The organism is Dechloromonas aromatica RCB (assembly GCF_000012425.1).
In genome coordinates, this window is record NC_007298.1 from 4,035,567 (window position 1) to 4,057,072 (window position 21,506).

Genomic DNA, 21,506 nt, shown 5'->3' on the forward strand with positions numbered 1-21,506 from the left:
GAATGATCAGGCAATGCAGCCGGCGTTGAGGATGCCGATGCCGAGCGAAAGCGAAGCGAGAAAAATCGCCGAGGCGACTTTCCCCAGGGGAATGTTCAGGACGAGTTGCGGCAGCGCCAGACGCGCCACGATGTAAGCCAGCAATTGCACGATGCAGGCGACAACCCCCCAACCGATCATCGCGACAATGTTATGACTGACGGCGACAGACACAGCAATCGGCATGGCATAACCCACGATGGCGCCCCCCAGGCTGACGGCTGCTGCGGTATTGCCCTCGCGAATCAGGGCCATTTCGTCATACGGCGTGACAAAGACGTAGAGCACGACAAAGACAGCAAGCAAACCAAGCGCCGTCGCAAAATACCCGGCAAAGGCAGGCAGGCTGTTGATGACCGGATCGAACATGGAATCTCCCGGGGGATGGAACAATGACAGCGGATTGTCACCGCTCGCCGAGCTTTGTTCAAGCCTGACGGGCTCGATGCCAGGCAACGAAGTCAGCGAACGGCATTGGTTTCCCGTAGAAATAACCTTGAACCTTAGTGCACCCGAGCGCCAACAACTGATCGCGCTGAATGGCCTCCTCGACCCCCTCGGCCAGCGAAACCATACCAAGATCATGGGTCAAATCGATAATCGTCCGCACAATACGCAGATCTTCGATCGACGAGAACATGCCAACCACGAAGGAACGGTCGATCTTGATCTCGTTCAAGGGCAGCGTGACCAGGTAGCTCAATGAAGAATAGCCGGTACCGAAATCGTCCAGAGCCAGCTTGACCCCCATGGCACGTAACTTGGACATCACCGACAGACCGCGCTCGCGGTCGACCATCATCACCGACTCGGTCAACTCAAAGGTGAATCGCTCGGCAGGCAGACGCCAGGTTTCCAGACATTGGGCCACCAGTTCAGGCAGATCGGTATCGAGCAAATCGCCGGCCGTCAGGTTGAGCGACAAGCGGATATCGACGCCCGCGGCGTCAAGCTCCGCGCTGAGGCGCAGGGCCGAACGGATCAGCCACTCGGTAAATTGAGCGCGCCACCCGTATTCTTCGATCATTTCCACGACCAACGACGGCGCCACCCAATCTCCGTTGCTCCGCTGCCAGCGCAGCAGAAGCTCGGCACCAAAACACCGGTCGCTTTCAACATCCACCTGCGGCTGCAGGTGAAGGCTCAGCACGTCCTTGCGCAATGCCTCCCGGAGTTCCTCCGACAGTTGATGGTGGCTCTGCCAATCCTCCTTCATGCGCAGATCGTACATGGCGAAGGGTTCATTGGAGGATTGCAGGCTGGCTCGCGCCAGCCTGGCTGCCTGGATCAATTCTTCGGCATCGCTGCCATGCTCGGGAGACATGGCCGCACCAATCGCCACATCCAGCGAGATGCCACGACCGCTGAGCAATACCAAAGGATGCCCAAAGGCACGGCGAATCTGGGCAGCGGCCAAGGCTGGCTGGGCGGCGGAATGCACATCCGGCAACACCAGAAGCCATTCGCCCTCGTGACCGATGAACGCCTTGTCCTGAGGACGCAACAGGGTGGTCAACTGATCGGTCAGCAACACCGGCAAACTCTGCAATTCGCTCGCCGTCAGGTGGGAGAAAGCCCGACGATTGACCATGGAAACCGACAGCACGGCAGCGGCCCGAGCATTTTCCGAAATCTGGCGCAAATTGCGCATCGCGGCAAACTCACCGGGCAAACCCTGTTCGGAGTTATGCGCCTCTTCTCCCAGCTCAATGGCGCAACTGATCGCTGCAACGACACAGCGTCGGAGAATGCCGAACAAATCCAGTTGAACCCGGCTAACCTGCGCCATCTCACCGAACAGGTCTGTCTCGGCGCAGGCGATTGCACGGTTAAAGAAACCGAACATTTCGACCATTGCAAAGCCACGGCTACTCAGCTTGTGCCATGACTGCATCCATTGCCGCTGCCAGGCGATATCGGCAATCATCAACGGTAACTCGAGCGTCCGCCCGACAAACTCATCAAGTGAGGCATTCGCCCCCAAACATCCGGCCACCTTGCGTATTGCGTTACGCCACACGTCGGACAAGGCGCACAGCGAGCGCAAATCCTCCGGGCTGACCCCGAAGGCGGCATAGTCGATGAACCCGTCGTTATCCGAGATAGTAGTCATTGGGCGCCAAGCCATAGGCGTTGTGGGCTAGAGCCTTGGCAATGCGCAGGTTGGCATTCACCGCATCGCGCAGGTCGATGATGCGATAGGTCCGGACCCGCTCCTTTTGAGCATCCAGCATCAAGACCAACCTCGGTTTTGAGCGTTTCACCCGGTTCTGCTGAATGACAACCGCGACCTCGCCGGTATTCAGTTCGACCAGCGTACCAATCGGATAAAGACCGACGCACTGGACGAATTGCTCCATCAGCGCCGGATTGAATTGCTTGCCGCGCAGGTTGTGCAATTCCTCCAACGCCTCCTGATGCCCCAGCGCACTGCGGTAAGGCTTGTCCTTGAGCATTGCACAAAAGGAATCGGCCATGCCGGCGATTTCTGCGGCCATGCCGATCTGTTCGAACTTCAGGCCACGCGGATAACCGCCGCCATCCCAACGCTCATGGTGCCTGGCCACCGTCAGGATCACTTCCGGTGGGAGATTGGCCTGCGAATACAGAATTTCCAGAGAACTCGCCACATGCGACTGCACCAGTTTCCGCTCTTCGGCCGTCAGGTCGGTCTTTTTGGTCAGCAACGCGACCGGCAGCTGCGTCTTGCCAACGTCCTGCATCATTCCCGCCAGACCCAGTTCGAGCAATTGATGTTCGCGCCAGCCAATATGCGTCCCGAGCATGATCATATTGACCGACACGTCCATCGCATGGTCGAAACTGTATTGATCACGCTGCTTCAGTCGCAGCAGCCACATCACCGCATCGGAGTTTCGTTGGAGACTGCCGGCAATATCACGCAAGCCTTCGCGAACCGCCAGAATATCGACCTCCCGACCTTCGGCAAAAGCGTCAAACGCTTGCTCCAAGGCATCGGAAAGTTCATCGTAGCGCGGCTCGATATAGGAGAGTTCGCGCGACAGGGCGAGGATCTGCTCATCATCCTTTTGGGAATGCAGGAAATCGAGGAAACGGCGGCGGCGAGCCTGCTGCTTATCCTGTGCAGACACGATAAACGAAGAAACGCCTCCGAGCCTCCCATCGCCATCAGCGCCAGCACTCTGAAAAGGCGATGCCTTCAGAGAACGGTCCCATCCCTGTTTCGGTGCAGCGTAATGTTCATTCAAGGAACGTGACCGATCGATCGATACAAATCGGCACTTTTGCTGAAAAACATCGACCTGCTCGGGGGATGTAATAACGAAGCCCTGAAAAGCAAATGAAAATTCGCTCCATGGGCAATCCGGCTCGGCGACGAACATGCCGATCTTTAAATCGGCAACCGAAACAATCTCCATCTTCTCTCAACAATCCTGAATCAGGATTTGAGCGCGAGATGCCTCAATCCTTCAAGCGGAAGATTGTCCGCCAGACGATGCCGAACCACAAGGTGTACCGCTATTTGTTCGGCATACCCACCCGAGAGCAGGCAACTCGCAGCCGGGTCATCCAAGCGGGAAAAAATGCGCTCAATCGCCCCGGCCTGCGCGTCGATAACCCCGGTCACGATTGCATCATCGGTACAGCGCGGATAGGTTGCATACTCCCCATCGGCAAACGGCAAGGCCGCCGTGCCGTGAGCCAGCGAGCGCAGCATCAAGCCGATACCCGGCATGATGACTCCACCGAGAAAATTACCGTCGGCATCCAGCGTATCGATGGTGGTTGCCGTACCGGCCATCACCACCACCGTAGCCGAGTCGACAAGGCTCCGGGCGCCAAGCAATGCACACCAACGATCGACGCCAAGACGCTCCGGGCTTTTGTAAAGATTGGTAACGCCACAACGCCGAAGCTCCGGACGCACCTCGTGAAACACCGGAGCCCAAGCCGCAAGCTGCTCACGAATACGGCTGCCCGCCTCAACCCCGGCCACATTGGCCAACATCACCTTTTCAGGCAAGGGCCATTCGGCGACCAGTCGCGACAACGCCCCGACCTCGGCATGGGCAACTGCACCTTGGGCCAGCCATTTCACGCCGTCATGCACTCCCCATTTGATGCGGGTATTGCCGCTATCCAGGCAGACGATCATGCGCAGCTCACCCCTGAGCCCTTCCTACGGGGCGCAAGCTGACATCGCCGGAGAAAATGTGCTCGACGCCACGCGCCGTCTCGAGCAATAGCGAGCCATCGCCATCGACGCCCAGACAACGCCCCGGCAAAGGCTCAGCATCATCACCCAGCACCTGGACCAGTTGATCCTGCCAGGCGTGGTAGCCCAGCCATTCATCTCTGAGCCCGACAAATCCTTCGGCCGCGAAAATATCGAGTACACCGACCAGGCTGACGAGAATCGCCGCCAGCACCTCGTGGCGATCAGCCTGGGCACAACACTGCTTCAAACCAGCCACCGGCTGCGGCAAATCACTGTCCGGTGTTTCAAGATTGAGGCCAATGCCGATAATCGCCTGCGTTCCCCGGCGATCACTGGAAAGTTCGATCAGGATCCCGGCCAGCTTGGCGAAGTCACTGCCCGACTGTAACAAGACATCATTCGGCCATTTGAGCCGAACGCCCACTGCCCCTAGCTTTTCCAGCGCCTTGGCCAGTCCCAGGCCAACCGCCAGCGACAGCCCGCTCAAGCGGGAGGCATTGCCGGCAAATCGCCAAAGCAGTGAAAAAGTAAGACTGCGTTCCGGAGAAGACAACCAGCTACGGCCACGGCGCCCGCGTCCGGCGCTCTGGCGGTCGGCGACGATCACGGTGCCGGCCGGCGCCCCGCGATCGGCACGGCGCATCAATTCACTACTGGTCGAGTCACACTCGTCCAGCGCGTCGACGTCAAAACGCCCGGCCAGAGCACCCAGCCGAGCCTTGAGCAAGATGGGATCAATCAAGGGCATGCGGCGGATTTTACTCCGCTGCGTGCTCCTTGCCGCCATCGATACCGAGTTCGGCAATCTTGCGGGTGATCGTGTTGCGACCAATCCCCAGCGCTTGCGCTGCCTCGATCCGCCGCCCGCCGGTATGGGCCAACGCCCGGGAAATCAGGATGCGTTCGAAGGTCTGGGCCAGAACGCCATGCACATCCGGCACGCCGCGCGCCAGCATGCGATCGACTTCGCCTTCCAGCGCACTTTCCCAATCGGTTGCCAACACCGTTGAAGATGCCTCGCGCAACTCGGCCGGCAAATCGCCGACATCCACTTGCTGCCCTGGCGCCATCACGGTCAGCCAGTGACAGAGATTCTCCAGTTGCCGCACGTTGCCCTGAAACTCCAGGCCTGACAGATACTTCAATGCCGCATCGGTCAAACGCTTGGTTTCCACGCCCAATTCGCGCGCACTTTTCTGCAGAAAATGGCGGGCCAGCAGCGGAATATCTTCGTGCCGCTCACGCAGGGCGGGCAGGCGAATGCGAATGACGTTCAGGCGATGGAACAAATCCTCGCGGAACAGGCCATCCTTGACACGGGTTTCGAGGTTCTGGTGTGTCGCTGCGATGACGCGCACGTTGGCCTTGATCGGAGAATGGCCCCCGACCCGGTAAAAATGGCCATCCGACAGCACCCGCAAGAGGCGGGTCTGCAACTCCGAGGGCATGTCGCCGATTTCATCGAGAAACAGGGTGCCCGCCTCGGCCTGTTCGAAACGACCGCGCCGCTGAGCCTGGGCGCCGGTAAAGGCGCCACGCTCGTGACCAAACAGCTCGGACTCCAATAAATCCTTCGGGATCGCAGCCGTGTTGATTGCGATGAAAGGTTTATCGGCGCGCGGACTGTGCCGGTGCAAGGCTCGGGCAACCAACTCCTTGCCGGAACCGGATTCACCGGTGATCAGCACAGTGGCGTGCGAGAGGGCAAGTCGGCCGATGGCCCGGAAGACTTCCTGCATGGCAGGTGCCTGGCCGAGAATCTCCGGCACCAGCCCTTCCTCCTCCATTGCACCACTCTGGTGCATTGATTCGTCAATCGCACGCCGAATCAGTTCGACCGCCTGGTCGACATCGAATGGTTTGGGCAGGTATTCGAAGGCCCCACCCTGGAAAGCAGCAACCGCACTTTCCAGATCGGAATAGGCCGTCATGATGATGACCGGTACCGACGGGAAGCGGGTCTTCACCTCCTGCAGCAATTCCAGCCCGGACTGGCCTGGCATGCGGATGTCGGACATCAGCACCTGTGGTGGCTCGATGCCCTGTTCGAGCTGGGAGATCGCCTCGCTGGCCGAGGCATAGCTCTTGAATGGGATGCCCTCGCGGGACAGGGTCTTCTCGAGCACCCAGCGGATGGAGCGATCGTCGTCTACGATCCAGACCGGTTTCATATTTTGTAGGCTCATCATGTCGTTAGAATTGCCTAAACAGAAGCAAAACTCAGGCCTGTTCGACCGGCAAGCGCAGCGTAAAAATGGTGTTACCGGGTCGACTGGAGCAATCGATGGTCCCGTGATGGTGCTGAATGAAGTTCTGGGCGATGGTCAACCCCAATCCACTCCCCCCTTCACGCCCCGAAACCAGCGGATAGAACATGCGTTCGCGGATTTCATCAGGAATCCCCGGGCCGTTGTCCACCACCTTGATTTCCATGGCCAGGCGATAATGTTTCTTGGCCAGCGTCACCTGCCGCAAGGAACGCGTCTTGAGCACAATCTCGCCTTCGCCGTTCATCGCCTGCGCGGCATTCCGGGCGATATTCAGCACCGCCTGAATCAACTGTTCGCGATCACCAATCAGCTCCGGCAAGCTGGTGTCGTAATCACGCCGGACCTGCAAGGAACCAGGAAATTCGGCTGTCAGCAGGCTACGTACCCGCTCCAGGATTTCGTGAATATTGACGGTCGTTGGCAGCATTGCCCGATGCGGGGTCAGCAGGCGCTGCATCAAATCCTGCAAGCGGTCCGCTTCCTTGATGATGACTTGCGTGTATTCCTTAAGCGACGGGTTGCCCAGTTCATGTTCCAGCAACTGCGCAGCCCCCCGGATGCCCCCCAAGGGATTCTTGATTTCATGCGCCAGATTGCGGATCAGCTCGCGACTGGCCTGCTGCTGCTCGATCAATCGCTCTTCCCGCGTCGCCGTCAGATGGTGCTCGATTGGCTGCAATTCGAGCAACAGGCGCATGCCGGCCGCGATCTCCGGCCGCAGGGGCGTCACGGTGCAGTTGAGATGCAGGATTTCGCCGTCGCTGCGTCTGACCTCGATATTCTGGCCGGTGTAACCCCAATTGTTATTCAGTCCGTTGCCCACGGCCGCCTGTAAGGTGGCGGAACAAGTGCACACCGTCGACAGGGTCTTGCCGATGACCGAGCGACTGCTGACGGCGAGCAGATTCTCGCCAGCCGCATTGATATAACGGATGGCCTGCCCATCGTCGATCAGCAGCACCGCCGAGGCCAGCAGATCGAGGCCGGCAAAGGAAGCATGGGTGATATTCATGGCTGCCATTGTAGCGATTTGGTCGTACTACCAAGTGACAACTTGCGTTACTGACCGATGGTTCATTATCATGCAAGACTGACCATTGGATTGTGGAACAATGCCGAAGACCATGCCTCGTTCACTCGCCCTGCTACTCGGTGCCTGCGCGCTCCTTGCCGGCTGCCATGCCGGCGACCCACCGCCGCCGGCACCACGCACCGTATTGGTGCATGAGGCCAGCAGCGCGCCGTTGAGCAGTGGCATCTACACTGGCGAGATTCGCGCCCGCCACGAAGTTGACCTCGCTTTTCGCGTCGGCGGCAAGATTGCCACCCGTCTGGTCGACGCCGGGGCCGAAATCAAGGCCGGCCAAGCCCTCGCCCGCCTCGACCCCAACGACCTGCAACTGGCTGCCGCCGCTTCCCGGGCACAATTGGCCGCCGCCGAAAGCGACCTGACGACCACCCGCGCCGACCGTGACCGCTACGCCGGCCTGCTGGCCAAAAAGTTCGTCAGCCAGGGCGCGTTCGATGCCAAGGACAACGCCTTCAACAGCGCCCAGGCTCGCCTGGAACAGGCCCGAGCCCAAAACCAGATCAGCGGCAACCAGGCCGCCTACGGCACGCTGAGCAGTGAATTTCCAGCCATCGTCACCGCTGTACTGGCCGATACCGGACAAGTCGTCAGCCCTGGCCAGGCCGTGCTGCGCGTTGCCCGCCCCGAGGAAAAGGAAGTGGCCATCGCCATTCCCGAAAACCGGCTGGCCGAGCTCAAGGCAGCAAAAGGTCTTCAGGTCACCCTGTGGGCCGATCAGAACATCAAGCTGCGCGGCGAACTGCGCGAGCTTTCTCCGGCCGCCGACCCGGCAACCCGCACCTACGCGGCCCGCATCCGGCTACTCAACCCGTCACCCGAAGTCCGTCTCGGCATGACCGCTCGCGTCATGGTGAACAACAACGCCGATAGCAACCTGCTGGTACCACTCAGCGCGGTCATCGACCTCGGACAGGGACCGCTGGTCCGGGTCGTCAGCAACGGCAAGGTCACCACCCGGCCGGTGCAGATTGCCCAATTCCGCGAGGATGGCGTCGCCATTACTGCCGGACTGCAGGCCGGCGAACTGGTCATCATCAGCGGCGCCGGCAAGCTGGTTGACGGCCAGGACGTCCAGCCGAAACCATCCACCCCGCCGGCCAGGCAGCGTTAAGCCGTGAGCCACCGTTTCAATCTTTCCGACTGGACGCTGCACCACCGGACACTGGTCGGCTATTTCCTGTTTGCCATCGCCCTGATGGGGGTTATCGCCTACGGCCGGCTGAGCCAGGCCGAAGACCCGCCCTTCACCTTCAAGCTGATGGTGATCCGCACCTTCTGGCCTGGCGCCACGGCCCGCCAGGTCGAGCAGCAACTGACCGACAAGATCGAGAAAAAGCTGCAGGAAACCCCTTATATCGATCGGGTTTCCAGCTACTCGCGCCCCGGCGAATCGACCGTCATGTTCTTCGCCAAGGACAGCACGCCACCGCCGACGGTGCCTGATGTTTTCTACCAGGTTCGCAAGAAGATCGGCGATATCCGCCAGACCTTGCCCGCCGGCATCCAGGGCCCGTACTTCAACGACGAGTTTGGCGACGTTTTCGGCAATATTTATGCGCTGACTGCTGAAGGTTTCGACTACCCGCAACTAAAGGACCTCGCCGAGCGTATTCGCGACGACCTGCTGCGCGTCCCCAATGTCGGCAAGGTGGAAATCTTCGGCATCCAGGACGAAAGAATCTATATCGAGCTCTCCAACGCCAAGCTGGCGACGCTCGGCATTGACCAGACGACCATCGTTCAGGCGCTCGCTCAGCAAAACACGGTCGCCGGCGCCGGCTTCTTCGAGACACAGAGCGAGCGCATCCAGATCCGCCCCGGTGGCGCCTTCGATAGTGTTCAGGCGGTGGCCGACACCTTGATCCGCGCTGGCAATCGCAGCTTCCGGCTGGGCGACATCGCCACGGTTCGCCGCGGCACGATCGATCCGCCGGCGACGCAAGTTCGCTTCGGGGGCAAACAGGCCCTGGCCATCGCCGTTTCAATGACCAAGGGTGGCGACGTGATCCAGTTGGGCAAGGATCTGCAGAACCGTATCGCCGCGCTGCAAGCATCCCTCCCGGTCGGCGTCGAGATCGGCGAGTCAGCCAGCCAGCCGGAAGCGGTCAAGCGTTCAGTCAAGGCTTTCGTCCAGGCCCTGGCCGAGGCCGTCGCGGTCGTCATGCTGGTTACTTTCATCAGCCTTGGCATACGCACCGGCATGGTCGTCGCCATCTCCATTCCACTGGTCCTGGCCGCCACCTTCCTCGCCATGCAGTTTTTCAATGTCGGCCTGCACAAGGTTTCGCTCGGCGCACTGGTTCTGGCGCTCGGTCTGCTGGTAGATGACGCGATCATTGCCGTCGAAATGATGTGGGTGAAAATGGAACAGGGCTGGGAACGCACCCGCGCTGCCTCTTTCGCCTACACCAGCACGGCCGGCCCCATGCTGTCCGGCACGCTGGTCACGGTGGCCGGCTTCATCCCCATCGCGCTGGCCAAATCGGCGACTGGCGAATACGCCTTTGCCTTCTTCCAGATCAATGCGGTCGCCCTGCTTATCTCCTGGCTGGCCGCCGTCATCGCCATTCCCTGGCTGGGCTACAAACTACTGCCCGATCCACACGCGACCCGCCGGGCCAGCCGTTTCGAACAGAACTGGCCCCGCCTCGCCCGTTTGGGCGACAAGATCGGCCTGAACGGTCCGGGACATGCCGAAGATCACGACGTCTATGGCACGCCCTTCTACCTCCGTTTCAGGCAACTGGTCAGCTGGTGTGTCGAGCGTCGCTGGCTGGTGATCGGCATCACCATCGCGCTGTTCGCCCTGTCCATCGTCGGCATGGGCAAGGTCCAGAAGCAGTTTTTCCCGAACTCGACACGCCTCGAACTCAATGTCGAACTGCGCCTGCCCGAGGGTGCCTCGATCACCGCCATCGACGCCGAGACGAAGCGCCTGGAAGACTGGCTGGACAAGGACAACGCTGAATTCGGGCAGTTCGAGCACTACATCACCTACGTCGGTTCCGGCTCGCCGCGCTATTACCTCGGCCTGGACCAGCAACTGCCGGCCAGCAATATCAGCCAGCTGGTCATCGTAACCCGCAGCGTCGAGGCCCGCGAGGCACTGCGCGGCCGGCTGATCAGCTTGTTCGAGCATGACGGATTCGGCGCCCGCGGCAACATCAGCCGTATCGAAAACGGACCACCGGTCGGCTACCCGGTGCAATACCGGGTGTCCGGCGAAGACATCATGACCTTGCGCAAGGCCGCAGCGCAGATCGCTGAAGTCATGCGCAAGAACCCCGAACTGTCCAACGTGAATATGGACTGGAGCGAACTATCAAAGTCCGTCGAGATTGAAATCGACCAGGACAAGGCCCGCCTGCTCGGCGTTTCCAGCCAGGATGTCGCTGCCCTGCTCAACATGTCGCTGACCGGCTATACGGTGACCAGTTTCCGCGAGGGCGAAAAGACCATCGACGTCGTCCTGCGCGGCGACCGCGACGAACGCAGCCACCTGTCGGCACTGGCCGATCTTGCCGTACCGACCCGCGCTGGCAAGAGCGTGCCGCTGAGCCAGGTCGGCCACGTGAAATATGGCTTCGAACCGGGACTGATCTGGCGACGCGACCGCCTGCCGACGATCACGGTACGCGGCAACCTTTACGGCAAGATTCAGCCAGCCACCGTCGTTGACCGCATCAAGCCGGAAATAGAGGCTATCCAGGCCGGCCTGCCTGAAGGCTACCGGATCGCCACCGGCGGCTCGGTCGAGGAATCGGCCAAGGGCTCCAGTTCCGTCATTGCCGGTCTTCCGCTGTTCATCCTGGCGGTCATCACCATCCTGATGATCCAGCTGCAAAGCATCTCGCGCGTCGTGATGGTGCTGCTGACCGCACCACTGGGCATTATCGGCATCGCCCTGTTCCTGCTCGTCTTCAATCAGCCCTTCGGCTTCATGGCCCTGCTCGGCACCATTGCCCTATTCGGCATGATCATGCGCAATGCCGTGATTCTGGTCGATCAGATCGAACAGGACATGGCTGCCGGCAAGGCGCGGCGGGATGCGATCGTCGAATCGACAGTCCGGCGTTTCCGGCCCATCGTGCTGACTGCCGCCGCCGCGGTGCTGGCGATGATCCCGCTCTCCAGAAACGACTTCTTCGGACCGATGGCGGTCGCCATCATGGGCGGACTGATCGTCGCCACCGGGCTGACCCTGCTCTTCCTGCCATCGCTTTATGCTGCATGGTACAAGGTAAAAAGCAGTAGCTAATCGATAGCGGCTAGCTGTTAGCAAAAGCGAAGGGCGCCGCAGCGCCCCCAAACTTTGCTAACAGCCAATAGCCAGCAACTACTTCAAGTTGCCCAGCTCCTTCTGAATTGCCTGGATATTGCGTTCATGCTGTCCGACGCGATCGCGATACGGAGCGGCGCGATCGCTGCTCGCCCCCGCCGCCTGCTGCTCGGCCAGCTCCTTCTTGGCCTGCTCAAGATTGCGCTGCTCACCGGCCAGTTCCTGTTCCAGGATATGGCGACGATCGCCATCACGGGCTTTCTGAGTGTCTTCCTGGACACGCGGAAAGCCAGCGGGCGATGGATTCGCAGCGGCACCAGCTGGTTTCGCCTTGGGTGCCGGAATCGCATTTTCAGGGCCACTGGAGATTGCCTTGCAGTTCTTGTCGAGCCTTGCACTGGCATAGGTGGTGCTGCCACCGGCATCAATACATTTATAGATGGTCTGCGCCAAAGCCGGTAGCGGCAAAAGGGCAACAAGCAGGGCAAGCGAACAGCGTGTCATCGTCATCATTCCTCGTAACCGTTTGAGTGTACCGGACTTAACGGCATAGACCCGAAAAAGTGGACAAAAAAAGGGCGGGAAACCCGCCCTTTTTTGCACAGTGCTAATTAGCAGCTGTAGTACAGATCGAATTCGACCGGGTGGGTCGTCATGCGAACCTTGTTCACTTCGTCCATCTTCAGGGAGATGAAAGCGTCGATCCAGTCGTTCGAGAAGACACCACCACGGGTCAGGAACTCGCGATCCTTGTCCAGGGCAGCCAAGGCTTCTTCGAGCGATGCGCAGACGGTCGGGATCTTTGCATCTTCTTCCGGCGGCAGATCGTACAGGTTCTTGTCAGCCGGATCGCCCGGGTGAATCTTGTTCTGGATACCATCCAGGCCGGCCATCAGCAGCGCGGCGAAGCACAGGTACGGGTTGGCGATCGGATCCGGGAAACGGGTCTCGATACGACGAGCCTTGGTGGAGGCAACGTACGGAATGCGGATGGAAGCAGAACGGTTCTTGGCGGAGTAAGCCAGCTTGACCGGAGCTTCGTAGTGCGGAACCAGACGCTTGTAGGAGTTGGTACCCGGGTTGGTGATGGCGTTCAGTGCCTTGGCATGCTTGATGATGCCGCCGATGTAGAACAGGGCCAGTTCGGACAGACCTGCATAGCCGTCGCCGGCGAACAGGTTCTTGCCGTCCTTCCAGATGGACTGGTGAACGTGCATGCCGGAACCGTTGTCGCCAACGATGGGCTTCGGCATGAAGGTGGCGGTCTTGCCGTACTGGTGAGCAACATTGTGCACCACGTACTTCAGGATCTGGGTCTGGTCGGCACGCTTGACCAGGGTGTTGAACACGGTACCGATTTCGCACTGACCGGCAGTGGCGACTTCGTGGTGGTGAACTTCAACCGGGCAGCCGAGGGCTTCCAGGGTCAGCACCATGGCCGAACGGATGTCGTGCAGGCTATCGACCGGGGGAACCGGGAAGTAGCCGCCCTTGACGGTCGGACGATGGCCGGTGGAGCCATTGCCGTCGTTCTTCTCGCCAGAACCCCAAGCTGCTTCAGCAGAGTGGATCTTCAGGGAGCAGCCGGACATGTCGACATTCCATTCGACGCCGTCAAAAATGAAGAATTCCGGTTCCGGGCCGAAGTAGGCGGTGTCGCCAATGCCGGAGGACTTCAGGTAGGCTTCAGCGCGCTTGGCGATGGAACGCGGGTCGCGGTCGTAACCACGGCCATCGGCCGGATCAACGACGTCGCAGGTCAGGACGACGGTGGTTTCGTCGAAGAACGGATCGATGTAGGCGGTGGCCGGATCCGGGTTCAACTGCATGTCGGAGGCTTGAATGCCCTTCCAGCCAGCAATGGAGGAACCGTCGAAAGCGTGGCCGTTTTCGAACTTGTCTTCGCTGAAGGCGGAAACCGGCACGGTAACGTGCTGTTCCTTGCCACGGGTATCGGTGAAACGGAAATCGACGAATTTAGCGTCGTTTTCCTTGATCATCTTGATCACGTCTTGGGGGGTTGCCATAAGCGTCAGTCTCCTAAGAAAACAAGGTGCCGGCAGATCCGGCGACAATCAAAAAATCGTAACTCAGGAGCAGTTAGCAGAAAGCATGCCAAACACTCTGGAGCAATCTTTCTATTTTGCCACAAGGAGATGCCGGTTTTAAGCAAAGAATTCGCCGAACCACACATGCACCACGATCGTGCAAAACCAAATAAATGCGCACTATTTTGGTGCAACCAGGCAATTCAAAGAGATGCAACGCACTGCGGCATGGGCTTTTAGCTGTTCGACCAAGGCTTCCTCGGCTCGCTTTAGTGCTTCGCCGTTTTCGAAAAAGACGTGGTTCAGGAAGACCTCAAGTTCGACCTGGCCGTTCAAGTAATGCAAAACCACCTTTTCCGGCTTCGGCAATCCGGCCAGCAATGGCTTGAGCTCGGCCAGCAAGGCCTCCCGGCCCGGCAGGCGGGCAGAAAAAACCGCCGGGTCCATATCATCCTCCGGATCAATATGGACCAGCACATCGAGCACCTCCGGATGTTCGCGCAGCACCCGGGCCCGTGCCGACTCGGCGATGCGGTGACCTTCCGAAACGCTGATCCGCGAATCGACCTGAACGTGGGTGTCGACCAGTGCCTGATGCGCCATGCGTCGGGTTCTTAGCTGGTGCAAGCCGCGCACGCCGGGCGTTTCGCGCAGCGTCGCACGAATAGCCTCGACCTGTGACTCATCCAGCCCGGTATCGATCAGCTCCTTGATCGCGCCCCAGGCCAGACCGGCACCCATGCGCAGGATCATGAAGCCCATCAGGGCCGCAGCCAGCAGATCGAGGAATGACCAGCCGAGCAAGGCGCCGCCGATGCCGACCACGACAACCAGCGCTGACGCCGCATCGGCACGGGTATGCAGCGCGTTGGCGATCAGCAATTGAGAACGCAAGCGCTCGGCCACCCGGATCAGGTAGCGGTACAAGGCCTCTTTGGATACCACCGTGGCGATCGCCACCCAGAGGGCTGAAAGTTCGACGGTCGGCAACGCCTCGATATGCTGAAGACGCATGCCCGACTCCCACAGGATGCCGCCACCGATCAGCGTCAGCGAAGCTCCGAGCACCAGCGTGGCGGCAGTTTCCATGCGCGCGTGGCCGTAAGGGTGGGCCTCATCGGCGGGATGGGCACTCTGCCGGCTGGCGTAGATGACGAGAAAATCGGACAGCAAATCGGAAAACGAGTGCAGGCCATGCGCCACCAATGACTGTGAATGCGCCAGCCAGCCGACAATAAGCTGAATAACCGTCATCACCAGATTGACCGCAACACTGACCCACGTTGCCTTTTGCGCCTCGACCGCCCGATCGGCCGGGGATGTTGTCACGTGGAGTTGCTCTTGCACCATGTTGTCTGCCCTATACTGTTGGCTTGCGATTCTAGCAGTTCGAAATTATGGGAAAGTTAACCGAGATACTGAATCTGGCCCGCGCTCGCGGCGAAGCGCTTGGTCGCCCCTATCTGGGCGAATTGACCCCGCAGGAAGCCTTCCAGTTGCTGCAACTGGCGCCCGGCGCGAAAATCGTCGACGTCCGCACTCGCGCCGAACTGGATTGGGTTGGACGCGTTCCCGACGTGGTCGAAATCGAGTGGAATCAATATCCGGGCGGCGTCCGCAATCCTAACTTTATGGCCGAGTTGAAACGGCAAGTTGATCCTGAAGCATTGGTCATGTTCCTGTGCCGCAGCGGTGTACGCTCGATCGGCGCGGCAACGGCTGCCAGCGAAGCCGGCTATAACGCTTGTTACAATATTCTTGAGGGTTTCGAGGGCGACAAGGACGCCAACGGCCATCGAAACAACATTGGCGGCTGGCGTAAGGCCGGCTTGCCCTGGATTCAGGGATAATCCCGCGACTAACCGGATTTACTGGGTAGAACGTAAAAACGGCCACAAATGAAATGGCCAAAAGTCAGAGTACAGCATGCAAACAGCCACCCTTGCCTTCGCCCCCTTCAACAGCCTGTCCGACGAGGCCTGCCATGAGCGCATCCGCGCCGCCCGTGCCAAGCTCGGCAAGAAGGCAGTCATTTTGTGTCACCACTACCAGCGGGCCGACGTTTACCAGTACGCCGACCTGACCGGCGATTCGCTGAAGCTTTCCCGCCTCGCTTCGCAGACCGATTCGGAATACGTCATTTTCTGCGGCGTACATTTCATGGCCGAGGTCGCCGACATCATGACCGCGCCGAACCAAAAGGCCATCCTGCCCGATCTCGCTGCCGGCTGCTCGATGGCCGACATGGCCAATCTGGCCAAGGTCGAACGCTGCTGGCGCGAACTGAATGAAGTGCTGAACGCCGAGGAAGAGGTCACCCCGGTCACCTACATCAACTCGGCAGCCGACCTGAAAGCCTTCTGCGGCGAACATGGCGGCATCGTCTGTACATCGTCGAACGCCGGCACCATCGCCAAATGGGCTTTCGAGCGCCGGCCGAAAGTGTTGTTCTTCCCCGACCAGCATCTGGGCCGGTGGACTGGCCACAACATGGGATTCGCGATGGACGAGATGGTCGTCTGGGATCCCGATCTCGAACTCGGCGGCCTGACGCCGGAGCAGATCAAGAAGGCGCGCATCCTGCTCTGGAAGGGCCACTGCTCGGTGCACCAGATGTTCCAGAAGTCGCACATCGACGCCTTCCGCGCCAAGTACCCGGACGGCAAGGTGATCGCCCACCCGGAATGCAATTTCGAAGTGTGCGCCGCCTCCGATTACGTCGGCTCGACCGAACACATCGTCAAGACCATCAAGGAAGCGCCGGAGGGCACGCGCTGGCTGGTCGGCACCGAACTGAACCTGGTCGACCGACTGGCGAAGGAAGTGCTGCCGCAGAACAAGATCGTCCAGTTCATGGCGACCACCGTCTGCATGTGCTCGACCATGCAGCGCATCGACCCGCAGCACCTGGCCTGGACGTTGGAAAACCTGGCCGAGGGCAAGGTGGTCAACCAGATCAAGGTGCCGGAGCACGAAACTGCCGCCGCCAAGCTAGCGCTCGACCGGATGCTGGCGATTTCCTGAGCCGATCATGAACAAGCCCACGTTGCACATCACGACGTTCAACATCCACAAGGGCTTTTCGCAATTTAACCGGCGAATGATGGTGCACGAACTGCGCGAGCGGCTGCGCCATCTCAACCCGGACATCGTCTTTCTGCAGGAGGTGCAGGGCTTGCACCTCGGCCACGCCGAGAATCACGACGACTGGCCCGATTCGCCACAACACGAATTCCTGGCCGAGGATGTCTGGGCATCCTGCGCCTATGGCCAGAACATGATCTACGATCACGGCCATCACGGCAATGCGATCCTCTCGCGCTTGCCTATCCTGCATTCACACAACCAGGACGTGACGCATCTGCAATTCGAGAAACGCGGCCTGCTGCATTGCCAAATCGAACTGCCCGAGGGACCGGCCGCACATTGCGTCTGCGTGCATCTATCGCTGTTCGGCTATTCGCGCCGCAAACAGATGGACGCCCTGGCCACTTATCTGGATAAAACAGCCGACCCGACCGCGCCGCTGATCATCGCCGGCGACTTCAACGACTGGGGCAACCGGGCGGGCGAACACATGGCCCGACGTCTCGGCTTGCGCGAGGTATTCAGCGGCCCGAGCGGCAACCCGGCGCGCAGCTTCCCGGCCGCCATGCCGATGTTCCGTCTCGACCGCATCTATGTGCGAGGCTTCGACGTGAAGCGCACGGAAGTCCATCATGGGCTGCCGTGGTCAAATATTTCCGACCACGCCGCGCTGTCGGCTTACCTCGCAAGGCATGGCCGCTGAATTTCTGCCGGGCAACCGGCTGACCTTGCTCAATTCGGGCGCCGACTATTTCCCCGCCCTGCTCGCTGCGATCAGCCAAGCGCAGATCGAGATCTACCTTGAAAGCTACATCTTCGCCAACGATGAAATCGGTCACGAGGTCGCCGGAGCCCTGTGCCTGGCGGCCGAACGTGGCGTCCAGGTCAATCTAACGGTGGACGGCTACGGCGCCCACAATTTCGCCGCCGATTTCCTGCCCCGCCTCACTGCGGCCGGCGTCCGCGCCCTGTTCTACCGCCCCGAGATCGGCCGCTTCCATCTGAAGCGCCACCGCCTGCGCCGGCTGCATCGCAAACTGGCAGTGATTGATGCGCGGATCGCCTTCGTCGGTGGCATCAACATCCTCAGCGACGACAGTGGGCCACCCGAATTGCGCCCCCACTACGACTACGCCGTACGCATCGAAGGCCCGACCCTCGACCAGATTCATCATGCCGTCCGCCGGATGTGGGAAATCGTCTCCTGGGCCAGCTTCAAGCGACGCTTCCGCCTGTCACCGGTGACGCGGGCCTGTAGCGAGATTGCCGGCAAGCAGACTGCCGCTTTCCTGATCCGCGACAACATCCGGCACCGCAACGACATCCTCAACGCCTACCTGGACGCCATCGACAACGCGCAGAGCGAAATACTGATTGCCAATGCCTATTTCCTGCCCGGCGTCCGCTTCGGTCGCGCGTTGTATGCCGCAGCCAGACGTGGTGTCCGTATCACCGTCCTGCTCCAGGGCAAGACCGACCACCATCTGTTGCGCTATGCGACGCAAACCCTCTATGCCACGGCGCTTAAGGCCGGCATCCGGATTTTCGAGTACGAAAAAAGCTTCATGCACGCCAAGGTCGCCGTCATTGACGGCTTGTGGGCGACGGTCGGCTCGTCCAACATCGACCCGTTCAGCCTGCTGCTGGCCAAGGAAGCCAATCTCGTCGTCCGTGACGCGGCTTTCGCAGGCGAACTGAAAGCCAGCCTGGGCGCGGCTATCGAGAACGGCGCCCGCGAATTGCGGCACGAAGACCTGACCCGCCTGCCCTGGCATTCTCGGCTGTTACGCTGGCTGGCCTACGGCCTGGTTCGCGCCATGGTCGGCATCGCCGGCTACGGCCAGCATCATTGGCAAAACCGGGGTATCAAGCCGGAAGAAGAATAAGGGACTGGCGCGGCACCGCGTCAAATGTCCAATGTTCACCCGCCCATGCCCAGACATCGGCGGCCGCCCCCCGGGCAAGCGCTTCCGGCACGCCTTGTCCAAGAAACCGCAAAGCGCGGACCAATTCGGCAGCGGCCCGGTCAACGGATAACGCCTGAGCCCGAGTTTGTTTTGACAACTTCTCACCCGCCGGATTGGCGGCTACTGGCAAATGAGCGTAGGTCAACTCCAGATACCCGAGGCAACGTTGCAGCCAAATCTGGCGTGGCGTTGAAGCCAGCAGGTCGGCCCCGCGTACCACCGCATTGATGCCCTGCCAGGCGTCATCGACCACCACAGCCAACTGGTAGGCGAAAAGGCCATCGGCACGGCGCAGCACGAAATCGCCGACATCGTGCTCGAGATGCTGAGCAACCCGTCCCTGCAAGCGATCGATGAAAGCGGTCTCACCGGCATCAACCCGTAGTCGCCAGGCACGTGCCTGGCGGCCGGCCGGCAATCCGCCGCGGCAGGTTCCCGGATAGGCCAATCCACCATCGATCGCCGCGTGCGTGGCGGAATCGGCGATTTCCTTGCGGGAACAGGCACAGCCATAGAGCAGCCCGGCCTGCTTCAGCCGATCCAGCGCTTCGGCATAGGCCTCGAAGCGCTTGCTCTGATACAACACAGGGCCATCCCATTCGAAACCGAAGGCGTCCAGCGTACGCAAGATGTCGTCGGCAGCCCCCGGGACGTTGCGCGGGGTATCGACATCCTCCATCCGTACCAGCCACTCACCACCCTGCGTCCGGGCATCCAGATAGCTGCCGACCGCCGCGACAAGCGAGCCGAAGTGCAGAGGACCAGTGGGAGAGGGCGCGAAACGCCCCCGGTAAGGTGAGTTCATTGACGACGGAAAAAACCAGGGCCAGGCGATTTTATGTCGAAGCCAAGGCCAGCGCGAAGGCAGGCCGGCGTTTGTCCGCCGAGACCTCCCGCTCAGCACCGAACGATCAGCACCGATACATCCGCTGGTCGCTCAAGATTCGCCGCCCCTCAATGTTCATCGCCACCGGCGCGAACCACGTTACGGCCGCTCCCCTTGGCCTTGTACAAGGCCCTGTCGGCCTTGGCAACGAGCGTCGCCGACAACGCCTCACGATCGGGGACGATAGCCGCCACACCGATGCTCAAGGTCACCCACGGGCTCACCTCGCTGGCCGCATGGGGCAAGGCTGAGCGCTCCATATCGGCACGCAGGCGCTCGGCCACGGTCAGGGCGCCTTGCAAATCCGTCCCGGGCAGAATGATCGCGAATTCCTCGCCACCATAGCGCGCCGCCATGTCGGTCGGCCGAAAAACCTCGCGCCGCAGAATACCAGCCACGGCCTTCAAGCATTCATCGCCACCCTGATGGCCGTAGCAGTCGTTGTAGCGCTTGAAATAGTCCACGTCAGCCAAAATCAGCGCAATCGGCTCGCCGTAGCGCTGCGACCGGCTCCATTCGACATGCAGCTTCTCATCGAAACTGCGGCGGTTGGCCAGTCCCGTCAGACCGTCCATCGTGGCCTGCTGCTGCAAGGCCATCTGGGCGTTCTTGTAATCAGTCATGTCGCGCAGTGTCTCGACAACGGCAACCAGCTGGCCATCGTCGGCATAGATCGGTCCGGCGTCGATCGCCAGATACAGGCGCTCACCCATCTTCGGCATCACGCACCAGTTCTCGGCCTTCATGCCATGACCATGCTCGGAGGGTTCGGTATGGTAGGAATAGAGGCGGTCCAGATCGGCCGTCATTCCCTTGGCCAGCGCATCGGCCAGGCACAGGCGGGGCTCGTCGTAGAAAGCCTGCCAGTGATCGACGGTACCCACCACCTCTGAGGCCATCACGCCGGTCAGTCGTTCGCAGGCCCGATTCCAGATCAGCACCCGACAAGCGGCGTCCACCACAAAGGTCGGCACCACCAGATGCTCCATCAGGTTTACGGCAAAACTCAACTCTTGAGACTGATTAGCCGGTTTTCGACTAGACATCATTGCCATTCCTTTGCCATTCCCGCCGAAAAACGAGAACTTCTTCTTTCACGATAGCCCGAACATGGCAGCCCGGCTAGTTTTGTGCAGTTCAAGCCGCACTTTTAGCCGCATCGACCAGGAAATTATTAATTATATAATCGATTCACACAAAAATAATTAAGCCAACCCAAGACGACGAGTTCTTTGGCCAGTCGCCGATTTCCCCACGACGATCAGCCGCAAGCCTCAATAGTTTGAGGGCGATTTAAACCCGTCCTTCCCAATGCGCGGATCTTCTTCGAGATCGGCGGGCGCGCAGGATAACTGGCGAGCGACTTGGCATTGGATTGGCCTTAGACCAGGTTTGTTCCGAGCAATTAAAGTCGCAAATTCAGCTCGCGACACCTTGCCGCCAGGTGGACTACTATTGTTGGCTCCACGTTTCGCTAATGTCGGAAACCTGGGTTCAAGAGGCCTTTCCGGCCTCTGATAGTCTGATCATCGGGTTGATGAATCAGCCCGCAGTTCAGCGGAACAATCACGCTGAACTGCAGTTCTTTGTTCTGGCGAACGCGATATTTTGCGCCCGCACCAAGGCTGAGATTTGATCT

At 60.1% G+C, this 21,506-nt stretch carries 19 protein-coding genes; 7 read left to right on the forward strand and 12 right to left on the reverse strand.

The annotated features are described in order from the left end of the window. Positions 1-6: 6 nt before the first annotated feature. Genes DARO_RS19160 through glnL form a run of 7 tightly spaced genes read right to left on the reverse strand, consistent with a single transcriptional unit; the run spans position 7 to position 7,531 of the window. Entirely contained in the window at positions 7-408 is a 402-nt protein-coding gene (locus DARO_RS19160) for a DUF350 domain-containing protein (RefSeq protein ID WP_011289478.1), read from the reverse strand. A gap of 58 nt (positions 409-466) precedes the next feature. Next, complete coding sequence (locus DARO_RS19165) at positions 467-2,152, reverse strand: GGDEF domain-containing phosphodiesterase (RefSeq protein ID WP_011289479.1); 1,686 nt, start codon at positions 2,150-2,152, stop codon at positions 467-469. Continuing rightward, positions 2,133-3,440, reverse strand: coding sequence for a cyclic di-GMP phosphodiesterase (locus DARO_RS19170; protein WP_011289480.1), 1,308 nt, complete (start codon positions 3,438-3,440; stop codon positions 2,133-2,135). Before DARO_RS19170 ends, DARO_RS19165 begins: the two co-directional genes overlap by 20 nt. A gap of 20 nt (positions 3,441-3,460) precedes the next feature. Beyond that, positions 3,461-4,177, reverse strand: a complete 717-nt coding sequence (locus DARO_RS19175) for a type III pantothenate kinase (RefSeq protein WP_011289481.1) — start codon at positions 4,175-4,177, stop codon at positions 3,461-3,463. A 7-nt stretch (positions 4,178-4,184) separates the two neighbouring features. Next, on the reverse strand, positions 4,185-4,988 hold the full coding sequence (locus tag DARO_RS19180) for a biotin--[acetyl-CoA-carboxylase] ligase (RefSeq protein ID WP_011289482.1): 804 nt from the start codon (positions 4,986-4,988) through the stop codon (positions 4,185-4,187). 10 nt (positions 4,989-4,998) lie between these two features. Next, positions 4,999-6,411: a nitrogen regulation protein NR(I) gene (ntrC, locus tag DARO_RS19185; RefSeq protein WP_041224542.1), complete on the reverse strand. Its 1,413-nt coding sequence runs from the start codon at positions 6,409-6,411 to the stop codon at positions 4,999-5,001. 49 nt (positions 6,412-6,460) lie between these two features. Continuing rightward, positions 6,461-7,531: a nitrogen regulation protein NR(II) gene (glnL, locus tag DARO_RS19190; RefSeq protein WP_011289484.1), complete on the reverse strand. Its 1,071-nt coding sequence runs from the start codon at positions 7,529-7,531 to the stop codon at positions 6,461-6,463. Positions 7,532-7,634: 103 nt separating this feature from the next. Between glnL and DARO_RS19195 the strand changes: the two genes are divergently transcribed. Both DARO_RS19195 and DARO_RS19200 read left to right on the forward strand, forming a co-directional pair. After that, positions 7,635-8,711, forward strand: coding sequence for an efflux RND transporter periplasmic adaptor subunit (locus DARO_RS19195; protein WP_041225273.1), 1,077 nt, complete (start codon positions 7,635-7,637; stop codon positions 8,709-8,711). 3 nt (positions 8,712-8,714) lie between these two features. Further along, positions 8,715-11,858, forward strand: a complete 3,144-nt coding sequence (locus tag DARO_RS19200) for an efflux RND transporter permease subunit (RefSeq protein WP_011289486.1) — start codon at positions 8,715-8,717, stop codon at positions 11,856-11,858. Between the two features lie 78 nt (positions 11,859-11,936). On the opposite strand, the gene DARO_RS19205 is transcribed toward DARO_RS19200, so the two are convergent. The 3 genes from DARO_RS19205 to DARO_RS19215 form a co-directional block, all read right to left on the reverse strand. Beyond that, entirely contained in the window at positions 11,937-12,383 is a 447-nt protein-coding gene (locus DARO_RS19205; RefSeq protein ID WP_011289487.1) for a DUF4124 domain-containing protein, read from the reverse strand. A 107-nt stretch (positions 12,384-12,490) separates the two neighbouring features. Continuing rightward, entirely contained in the window at positions 12,491-13,906 is a 1,416-nt protein-coding gene (glnA, locus tag DARO_RS19210; protein WP_011289488.1) for a type I glutamate--ammonia ligase, read from the reverse strand. A 201-nt stretch (positions 13,907-14,107) separates the two neighbouring features. Continuing rightward, positions 14,108-15,277: a cation diffusion facilitator family transporter gene (locus tag DARO_RS19215; protein ID WP_011289489.1), complete on the reverse strand. Its 1,170-nt coding sequence runs from the start codon at positions 15,275-15,277 to the stop codon at positions 14,108-14,110. A 47-nt stretch (positions 15,278-15,324) separates the two neighbouring features. Between DARO_RS19215 and DARO_RS19220 the strand changes: the two genes are divergently transcribed. The 4 genes from DARO_RS19220 (at position 15,325) to clsB (ending at position 18,900) form a co-directional block, all read left to right on the forward strand. Continuing rightward, positions 15,325-15,777, forward strand: coding sequence for a rhodanese-like domain-containing protein (locus DARO_RS19220; RefSeq protein ID WP_011289490.1), 453 nt, complete (start codon positions 15,325-15,327; stop codon positions 15,775-15,777). 76 nt (positions 15,778-15,853) lie between these two features. Next, a complete protein-coding gene (gene nadA, locus DARO_RS19225) occupies positions 15,854-16,951 on the forward strand; it encodes a quinolinate synthase NadA (RefSeq protein WP_011289491.1) in 1,098 nt (365 codons plus the stop codon). A 7-nt stretch (positions 16,952-16,958) separates the two neighbouring features. Beyond that, a complete protein-coding gene (locus tag DARO_RS19230) occupies positions 16,959-17,717 on the forward strand; it encodes an endonuclease/exonuclease/phosphatase family protein (RefSeq protein ID WP_011289492.1) in 759 nt (252 codons plus the stop codon). Beyond that, entirely contained in the window at positions 17,707-18,900 is a 1,194-nt protein-coding gene (gene clsB, locus DARO_RS19235) for a cardiolipin synthase ClsB (RefSeq protein WP_011289493.1), read from the forward strand. The genes DARO_RS19230 and clsB overlap by 11 nt, the downstream gene beginning before the upstream one ends. Here the strand turns inward: clsB and gluQRS are convergent. Further along, positions 18,881-19,786 carry a tRNA glutamyl-Q(34) synthetase GluQRS gene (gluQRS, locus tag DARO_RS19240; RefSeq protein ID WP_011289494.1) on the reverse strand — a complete coding sequence of 302 codons (906 nt, stop codon included), beginning with the start codon at positions 19,784-19,786 and terminating at the stop codon, positions 18,881-18,883. The genes clsB and gluQRS overlap by 20 nt on opposite strands. A gap of 149 nt (positions 19,787-19,935) precedes the next feature. Beyond that, on the reverse strand, positions 19,936-20,913 hold the full coding sequence (locus DARO_RS19245; RefSeq protein WP_157037343.1) for a sensor domain-containing diguanylate cyclase: 978 nt from the start codon (positions 20,911-20,913) through the stop codon (positions 19,936-19,938). 431 nt (positions 20,914-21,344) lie between these two features. Between DARO_RS19245 and DARO_RS23200 the strand changes: the two genes are divergently transcribed. Beyond that, positions 21,345-21,503 carry a hypothetical protein gene (locus tag DARO_RS23200; protein WP_198134074.1) on the forward strand — a complete coding sequence of 53 codons (159 nt, stop codon included), beginning with the start codon at positions 21,345-21,347 and terminating at the stop codon, positions 21,501-21,503. The last annotated feature ends 3 nt before the right edge of the window (positions 21,504-21,506 follow it).

Bases quoted from the DNA above. Each gene is read 5' to 3' on its own strand.
- nadA (WP_011289491.1), top strand. From the start codon at position 15,854: ATGCAAACAGCCACCCTTGCCTTCGCCCCCTTCAACAGCCTGTCCGAC.
- ntrC (WP_041224542.1), bottom strand. From the start codon at position 6,411: ATGAAACCGGTCTGGATCGTAGACGACGATCGCTCCATCCGCTGGGTG.
- DARO_RS19165 (WP_011289479.1), bottom strand. From the start codon at position 2,152: ATGACTACTATCTCGGATAACGACGGGTTCATCGACTATGCCGCCTTC.
- DARO_RS19215 (WP_011289489.1), bottom strand. From the start codon at position 15,277: ATGGTGCAAGAGCAACTCCACGTGACAACATCCCCGGCCGATCGGGCG.
- DARO_RS19160 (WP_011289478.1), bottom strand. From the start codon at position 408: ATGTTCGATCCGGTCATCAACAGCCTGCCTGCCTTTGCCGGGTATTTT.
- DARO_RS19230 (WP_011289492.1), top strand. From the start codon at position 16,959: ATGAACAAGCCCACGTTGCACATCACGACGTTCAACATCCACAAGGGC.
- DARO_RS19195 (WP_041225273.1), top strand. From the start codon at position 7,635: ATGCCTCGTTCACTCGCCCTGCTACTCGGTGCCTGCGCGCTCCTTGCC.
- DARO_RS23200 (WP_198134074.1), top strand. From the start codon at position 21,345: ATGTCGGAAACCTGGGTTCAAGAGGCCTTTCCGGCCTCTGATAGTCTG.
- DARO_RS19170 (WP_011289480.1), bottom strand. From the start codon at position 3,440: ATGGAGATTGTTTCGGTTGCCGATTTAAAGATCGGCATGTTCGTCGCC.
- DARO_RS19205 (WP_011289487.1), bottom strand. From the start codon at position 12,383: ATGACACGCTGTTCGCTTGCCCTGCTTGTTGCCCTTTTGCCGCTACCG.
- glnA (WP_011289488.1), bottom strand. From the start codon at position 13,906: ATGGCAACCCCCCAAGACGTGATCAAGATGATCAAGGAAAACGACGCT.
- clsB (WP_011289493.1), top strand. From the start codon at position 17,707: ATGGCCGCTGAATTTCTGCCGGGCAACCGGCTGACCTTGCTCAATTCG.
- gluQRS (WP_011289494.1), bottom strand. From the start codon at position 19,786: ATGAACTCACCTTACCGGGGGCGTTTCGCGCCCTCTCCCACTGGTCCT.
- DARO_RS19175 (WP_011289481.1), bottom strand. From the start codon at position 4,177: ATGATCGTCTGCCTGGATAGCGGCAATACCCGCATCAAATGGGGAGTG.
- DARO_RS19180 (WP_011289482.1), bottom strand. From the start codon at position 4,988: ATGCCCTTGATTGATCCCATCTTGCTCAAGGCTCGGCTGGGTGCTCTG.
- DARO_RS19245 (WP_157037343.1), bottom strand. From the start codon at position 20,913: ATGTCTAGTCGAAAACCGGCTAATCAGTCTCAAGAGTTGAGTTTTGCC.
- DARO_RS19220 (WP_011289490.1), top strand. From the start codon at position 15,325: ATGGGAAAGTTAACCGAGATACTGAATCTGGCCCGCGCTCGCGGCGAA.
- glnL (WP_011289484.1), bottom strand. From the start codon at position 7,531: ATGGCAGCCATGAATATCACCCATGCTTCCTTTGCCGGCCTCGATCTG.